Below are 7,165 nucleotides of genomic sequence, written 5' to 3'. Positions count from 1 at the left end.
CGAGATCATCGCCTGCGTGCTCGACCGCCCGCGGCACGAGGCGCTGATCGCCGAGCTGCGCCAGGTCGGCTGCGGCATCATGCTCATCCCCGACGGCGACGTGGCGGGCGTGATCGCCGTGACCAACCCGGAGACGACGGTCGACATCTACATGGGTTCGGGCGGGGCGCCGGAGGGCGTGCTGGCGGCGGCGGCGCTGACCTGCGTCGGCGGACAGTTCCAGGGGCGGCTGCTGTTCCGCAACGACGACGAGCGCGGGCGCGCGGCGAAATGGGGCGTCACCGACCTCGATCGCATCTATCAGCTGGAGGATCTGGTGCGCGGCGACGCCATCTTCGCCGCGACCGGCGTCACGGACGGTTCGCTCCTCAAGGGCGTGAAGCGGCGGGACGGCGTGGTCCATACCGAAAGCGTGGTGATGCGCGCCTCGTCCGGCACCGTGCGCTGGGTGAGGGGCGAGCACCGGCTGGCTTGAGGCCGCTCCCGGCGCTGCTGCTGGTCCTGGCGCTCGCGCCGCTGCTGCACGCGCTGGCGCGGCGCGGGCGGCGCGCGCGCGACGGGCGGCGCTATCGGCGGCTGGCGGCGGGGCAGTGGCTCCGCTTCGGATTGCCGACGGTCCTGATCCTGGGCGCGACGGGGCGCTGGGCGACGCTGTGGCGGCTGCCGGCGGAGTTCGCGCCGGCGCGCACGTTGCTCGGCCTCGACCGGTTCGACGCTGCGGATCGGCGGGCGCTCGCCTGGTCCTGCATCGGCGGCGTGGTGCTCGGCGGGGCGCTGGTCCTGCTCCTCACAGCATGGCGCGCGCGGCGCGGGCGGCCGGAGGGAACGCTGTTCGGCGATGCGCGCGGGCTCATCCCCAGCCATCCGCGCGACTATCCCTGGGCGGCGGCGGTGGCGGCGACCGCCGGGGTGACGGAGGAAGCCTATTTCCGTCTGCTGCTGCCGTTGCTGGCGACGCAGGCCTGCGGGAGCGCCGCAGCGGGGTTCGCCGGCGCGACGCTGCTGTTCGGGGCGGCGCATCGCTATCAGGGCTGGCGCGGCGTGCTGGCGACCACCATCGCGGGGGCGGTGATGGCCTTCGCCTATCTGCTCACCGCCAGCCTGCCGCTGCTGATGGCGCTGCACGCGTTCGGCGACCTCGTCCACCTGGTCGCCAAGCCGGCGCTGCGGCGCTGGGTGGAGGGGCTCCGTCACCAGCGAACCGCTCCGTTCTGAGCCCCCTCCACCATGCTTCGCATGGTCCCCCTCCCCGTGCCGGGGAGGAATGAGTATGCAGCTGGCGTCAACGGAGTAACCTATGCGCCGCATCCTGCTCGCCGCCCTGCTCGCCGCCCCCATGGCCCTTGGCGCACCCGGCGTTTCGCCCGCGCAGTCGCCCGCCCCGGCCGCACCGGCGCCGTCGATCTTCACCTTCGAGGAGGTGATGGTGCCGATGCGTGACGGGGCGAAGCTGCAGACCGTCATCATGCGGCCGAGGGACAAGGCCGGGCCGCTGCCGATCCTGCTTCAGCGCACGCCCTATGGCGTGCCCACCGCGGCGCTGCCGGCGGGGTATTCCGAGCACTACAAGTCGCTGGTGGACGACGGCTATATCCTGGTGTTCCAGTCGATGCGCGGCCGCTTCAAGTCGGATGGCGTGTTCACGCTGTCGACCGCGGTGCATCCGGGCGACGCCAGGGCGACCGACGAGTCCACCGACGCCTATGACACGATCGACTGGCTGGTTAAGAACGTGAAGCCCAATAACGGCCGGGTCGGCATGTGGGGCGTCTCCTATCCCGGCTTCGCGGCCGGGATCGCGCTGGTCCACCCGCATCCGGCGCTGAAGGCGGTGAGCCCGCAGGCGGCGTGGATCGATTACTGGCAGTCGGACGACCTGCACCGCAACGGTGCGCTGCGGCTGACCTACGCGACCGACTGGGTGTCCTCGCTTCAGCTCGACAAGACGCAGGACAAGGACTTCCTCTACCCGGTCACCGACACCTACGATTTCTTCCTGAAGGAAGGGTCCGCCGAGGCGATCGACCGCGATTACTTCCACGGCGCGGTACCGATGTTCACCGCGCTGCTCGATCATCCCGATCACGACGCCTTCTACACCGGCCAGCGCTGGACCGACGCGCTGGGGCGGACGACGGTGCCGACGCTCAACGTCGCGGGCTTCTGGGACCAGGAGGATCCATGGGGTTCGTGGCGCATCTACGAGCGCGAGGCGCGCAACGACCCCGACCATCTGGCGCAGATGGTCGCGGGGCCGTGGAACCATGGCGGCTGGCAGGGCACGGGGGACCGTGTCGCGAACGGGGCGGTGCCGGTGGGCACGGCCAGCGGCGACCAGTTCCGCGACCAGATCCAGGCGCCGTTCTTCCGCTACTGGCTGCACCGGCAGGGGCCGCGGCCGGACTGGGCGGTGAAGATGTTCCAGTCGGGCGCGAACGTGTGGAAGACCTACAAGAGCTGGCCCCCGGCGGGCGCGACCGCGACGGCGCTCTATCTGCGCGCGGACGGCTCGCTGTCGTTCGACGCGCCGGCGGCGGGGGAGGGCTGTCGCAGCTATGTCTCCGATCCCGCCAATCCGGTGCCGTATCGCGCGCGGCCGATGTCGGGCACCTATCTCAGCCCCGACTGGCGCAGCTGGGAGGGTGACGACCAGCGCTTCGTGGATCACCGGCCGGACGTGTTGAGCTACGTCTCCGCGCCGCTCACCGCCGACCTGACGGTGACGGGTGCGCTGGCGGCGACGCTGATGGCATCGACCAGCGGCACCGACGCCGACATGGTGGTGAAGCTGATCGACGTGCTGCCCGACGACTATCAGCCTTTTGACGGGCAGAAGGGCAAGCTGGGCGACTATCAGCGCCAGCTGAACGGCTATCAGCTGCCCGTCGCGATGGAGGTGCGGCGCGGGCGTTTCCTGGCGAGCGACACCGCCCCGCAGCCGCTCGTGCCCGGCAAGGTGACGGCGTGGGACGTGCCGCTGCGCGACCACGACCATGTCTTCCAGGCGGGGCACCGGATCATGGTGCAGGTGCAATCGAGCTGGTTTCCGATGATCGACCGCAACCCGGAGCGCTTCGTGCCCAACATCGCACGGGCGAAGCCAGCCGACTACGTCAAGGCCGAGCAGCGGGTGTGCGCGGGATCGCGGGTGACGCTGCCCGTGATGCGGTAGGCGTCGCGAACGGGCTCGCCAGATCCGGCTCTGGCGCCTGTTCCACAGCGACCGGTCACGGAACGGGTGACTATTTCCCTCGCGCCGCCGCGACCGCGGCCTCCAGCGTCTCGATCGGCTGGATGCCGGAGAGGACGCGATCGCCGACCACCCAGCTCGGCGTGCCGCCCATGCCGAGCGCGGCATAGGCGGCGCGATTGCGGTGCAACTCGGCGTCGGCGTCGGCCGGCACGCGGGCGGGATCGACATGCGCGGCGCGGGCGGCCGCGGCGATGGTGGCGGCGCTGACCGGGCCGGCGGCGTAGAGCGCCTGGTGGAACGCGGCGTAGCGGCCCTGGCGCGCGGCGGCGAGGCTGGCGCGGGCGGCGTCGACGCTGGTCTCGGCCAGGATCGGCAGCTCGCGATAGACGATGCGGATGTGCGGGTCGTCGCGGAGCAGCTGCGCGAGCACCGGCAGGCTGGCGCGGCAATAGCTGCAATTATAGTCGAAATACTCGACCACGGTGACATCGCCCTTGGGATCGCCCGCCCAGGCGCCGGCATAGGGTATGACGATGTCGTCGCGATGGGCGGCAACGAGCCGGGCGGTCTGCATCGCCTGCATGCCCTGGATCGCCTGCTCGACCACCTCGGGATGGCCGAGCAGATAGGCGCGCACCTGCGGCCCGACCGCACCGCCCGGGCCGAGCCGGTCGACGCCCCACACCGCGCCCGCGCCGAGCGCGGCGCCGGCGAGCGCCGTCAGCAGGAACGGCCGGCGGTTCAACGACAGCGTTTCTTGTTCTTGGCGCAGAGCGCGTCGCCTTCCGTCATCGCGATGTCCTGCGCGCGGATCCAGTCGGCGGTGTTGGCGGGGAGGCCCGCCAGCGCGAACCGGGCGGACTGCGCGGCGGTGCGGCTGTCGCCGGTCATGCTCGCACGCTCGGCGGTGGCGAGCGCGGCGCGGGCTTCGTCGCCGGTCAGCTCATAGACGGTGCCGAGCTGGTACCAGGCAAAGGGATTGTCGTCGTCGCGCGCCACCGCGGTGCGCAGGATGCGCATGGCCTCGGGATAGTTGGTCTTGTCCTCGGTCGCGATCAGCGCGTGGCCATAGGTGGTGGCGATCAGCGGCGAGTAGCGCGAGCCTTCGGTGGCGGCCTTGAGCGGGGCCAGCGCCTCGGCGGGCTTGCCGGCCTCCAGCAGGATCTGGCCGCGTACCTCCTGGAAATAGGGATCGTCGGGGCGCGCCCTGATCAGCGCCGCCGATTCCGCGTCCGCCTTCTCCGGGAAGCCGCCCTTGTGATAGGCGTAGGCGCGGGCATAGTGCGCATAGATCGACTGATCGCCCGGCGGATAGTCGCGCAGCGTGCGCTCGGGCGGCTGCACATAGCCCTCCAGCTTCGCCCTGATGCGGCGGAAGCGTTCCTCCAGCGCGGTGTCGGGCGTCTTGCCCCAGGCGACCGAGGTCGTAGCGTCGTGCTCCAGCGCCGCGATACGCTCGCGCGACAGCGGGTGGCTCTGCATGAAGGGATCGATCTTCTCCGTCGCGCCCCAGTAATATTCCTCGTTCTGCAGCTTCTTGAAGAAGGTCAGCATCCCCTTGCCGGTGATGCCGCTCTCGGTCAGGAACTTGAGGCCGGTGGCGTCGGCGGTCGCCTCCTGCACACGGGAGAAGGCGAGATACTTGCCGAGCGCGGCCTGCTGGCCGGCCGCCAGGATGCCCGCGCCCGCCTCGCCGCCGCCCGCGGCGATCGCGGCGATACCGAGCACCATCGAGAGAATGGAGATGCCCATCGCCGGCTTCATGCCGGCATCGCCGAGGATGACATGGCCGTCGGCGACGTGGCCGAGCTCGTGCGCGAGCACGCCCTGCACCTGATTGGCGTTGTCGGCGGCCTGGAGCAGGCCGGAATTGACGTAGATGGTCTGACCGCCGGCGGTGAAGGCGTTGATCTCCGGATCCTGCAGCAACACGACCTTGACGTCGCGCGGCTGGAGGCCGGCGGCCTTGGCGAGCGGCTGCATCATGTCGGCGAACATCGCCTCGGTCTCCGCGTCGCGCAGCACCGACTGCGCGGCGGCGGGCTGCGCCCAGACCAGGATCGCGGCGGAGAAGGCGGCGAGGAGGCGCTTCACGCGCGCGGGTCCCGACCATGAGAGAGGATGTCGCGGCTCATGCCGGGTGATTGTTCAACGCGCTGGACCACGGCCGCTCGTGTAGCAGGAGAAGGCGGCACGGGACAGCATGCGCGCTGAACCGGTCATGAAGCACATTCGGGCGTTGCCGATCCCGTGCCCGCGCGCTCCTCCCCGAGCGGGCTCGGGGAGGAGAGGGCTGGTTCAGGCGCCGAAGGTGCGCTGCCACCAGCCGCGCCGCGGCGGCTCGCCGGGCGAGGCAGGCTCTGGGGACTCGGCGGTGTCGAGTGAGCCGTCCTCGTCATCGGCGAGCGTCGTTTCGGCCGCGTCGTTGGCAGCGACCGGCGGGGCGGGTGCCGCCTCGACCGTCACGGCGACCGCTTCCTCGACCGGTGCCGGCTGCGTCGCGGCGTTCGCCGGGGCCCGGCGGCGACTGGCGCGGCGCTTCGGCGGGGCTTCGTCCGCGACCATCGGGGTCTCCGCGGGCCCGTCCTCCCTGGCCGGCGGCGTCGCCTCGGCGATCGCGTTCGCGGCGTCGCCGGTGTCGGCCCCGGTGGGGATCACCTCCGCCGCGCTCGCGGGCTTGCGGCGCGAGCGCCTGGGCTTGACGGGTGCCTCGCCGACGAACTCCGCCGCCGGCTCCGCCGCGTCGACGGGAGCATCGGGCTCGCTTGCGGTCGCCTCCGGGGCAGCGGCGCGGGCGCGCGGGCGGCGGCGGGTGCGGGGCCTCTCGTCCTCCTCGCGGGTCGGGATGTCGAGCGTGGTCGAGACATGGCCGGCGTCGGACGCCTCGATCGTCTCGGGCTCCGCGTCGGCCGGTGCTTCCGCGTCCAACTCGGGATCGAGCCCGGCCTCGGCGACCGCCTCGATCGGACCACGGCGACCGCGCCGCCCGCGGCGCCCGCGGCGACGACGACTGCCCTGCTCGTCGCCGCCCTCCTGCGGCTCGCCGCTGTCGGTGGGCTGCTCGCCGACGAACTCGGCCTCGCGATCGGCCTCGCCATCGAGATCGCCCTCGCCGGCTTCAATCGCCGCCTCGGACGCGGGTGCGCCCTCGTCGCGGTTGCGGCCGCGGCGCCCGCGGCGGCGGCGCTTGCGGCCCCGCTCGCCGGAGCCTTCGGCGGCGGCGCGCTCCTCGCGGCGGGGCGCTTCGGCCTCCACCTCGATCTCTTCCTCGTCCTCCTCGTCCTCGATCTCGTCGGGAAGATCCTCCTCGTCCTCTTCGACCGCGAGCAGCGGCTCGATGCGGGGCGCGTGCGCCGGCGGCGGGCCGGACGCCTCGACCGACATGCGCGCGCCCTCCTCCTCGCGGTCGGGCAGGATCTCGACCGAGACGCCGTAGCGGTCCTCGATCTCGGCGATGTCGGCGCGCTTGCGGTTGAGGACGTAGATGGCGGCCTCCTGGCTGGCGCGCAGCGTCAGGATCGAGCCGCGGCCGCGCGCGGCCTCGTCCTCGATCAGGCGCAGCGCCGACAACCCGGCGGACGAGGCGGTGCGGACCAGCCCCGTGCCCTCGCAATGCGGGCAGCCCCGCGTCGAGGCCTCCAGCACGCCGGTGCGCAGCCGCTGGCGACTCATCTCCATCAGCCCGAAAGACGAGATGCGGCCGACCTGGATGCGGGCGCGATCGTCCTTGAGCGCTTCCTTCATCGCCTTCTCGACCTTCCGGACATTGCTGCCATTGTCCATGTCGATGAAGTCGATGACGACCAGCCCTGCCATGTCGCGCAGGCGCAGCTGGCGGGCGATCTCCTGCGCGGCTTCCAGATTGGTCTGGGTCGCGGTCTGCTCGATATTGTGCTCGCGTGTCGAGCGGCCCGAGTTGATGTCGATCGAGACCAGCGCCTCGGTCGGGTTGATGACCAGATAGCCGCCCGA

6 protein-coding genes are annotated in these 7,165 nt (G+C 71.8%); 3 read left to right on the top strand and 3 right to left on the bottom strand.

The genetic code is table 11. The annotated features are described in order from the left end of the window. From ACFE64_RS14245 to ACFE64_RS14235, 3 genes are all read left to right on the top strand, one after another. A partial coding sequence (locus ACFE64_RS14245; protein WP_375393119.1) for a fructose-bisphosphatase class II occupies positions 1-475 on the top strand: 475 nt, incomplete at its 5' end. After that, positions 472-1,215: a CPBP family intramembrane glutamic endopeptidase gene (locus ACFE64_RS14240; protein ID WP_375393118.1), complete on the top strand. Its 744-nt coding sequence runs from the start codon at positions 472-474 to the stop codon at positions 1,213-1,215. The genes ACFE64_RS14245 and ACFE64_RS14240, both read left to right, overlap by 4 nt. Positions 1,216-1,297: 82 nt before the next feature. After that, entirely contained in the window at positions 1,298-3,172 is a 1,875-nt protein-coding gene (locus ACFE64_RS14235; protein WP_375393117.1) for a CocE/NonD family hydrolase, read from the top strand. 70 nt (positions 3,173-3,242) lie between these two features. On the opposite strand, the gene ACFE64_RS14230 is transcribed toward ACFE64_RS14235, so the two are convergent. From ACFE64_RS14230 to ACFE64_RS14220, 3 genes are all read right to left on the bottom strand, one after another. Further along, on the bottom strand, positions 3,243-3,938 hold the full coding sequence (locus ACFE64_RS14230; protein WP_375393116.1) for a DsbA family protein: 696 nt from the start codon (positions 3,936-3,938) through the stop codon (positions 3,243-3,245). Further along, on the bottom strand, positions 3,935-5,287 hold the full coding sequence (locus ACFE64_RS14225) for a M48 family metalloprotease (protein ID WP_375393115.1): 1,353 nt from the start codon (positions 5,285-5,287) through the stop codon (positions 3,935-3,937). The genes ACFE64_RS14230 and ACFE64_RS14225 overlap by 4 nt, the downstream gene beginning before the upstream one ends. A 204-nt stretch (positions 5,288-5,491) precedes the next feature. Beyond that, positions 5,492-7,165: ribonuclease E/G (locus ACFE64_RS14220; protein ID WP_375393114.1), on the bottom strand; the 1,674-nt coding region annotated here is incomplete at its 5' end.

The sequence above is a fragment of the uncultured Sphingomonas sp. genome, assembly GCF_964250165.1.
Lineage (GTDB): Bacteria > Pseudomonadota > Alphaproteobacteria > Sphingomonadales > Sphingomonadaceae > Sphingomonas.
The sequence above is the reverse complement of the archived record's forward strand: the minus strand, read 5'-3'. Positions and strand labels throughout refer to the sequence as shown.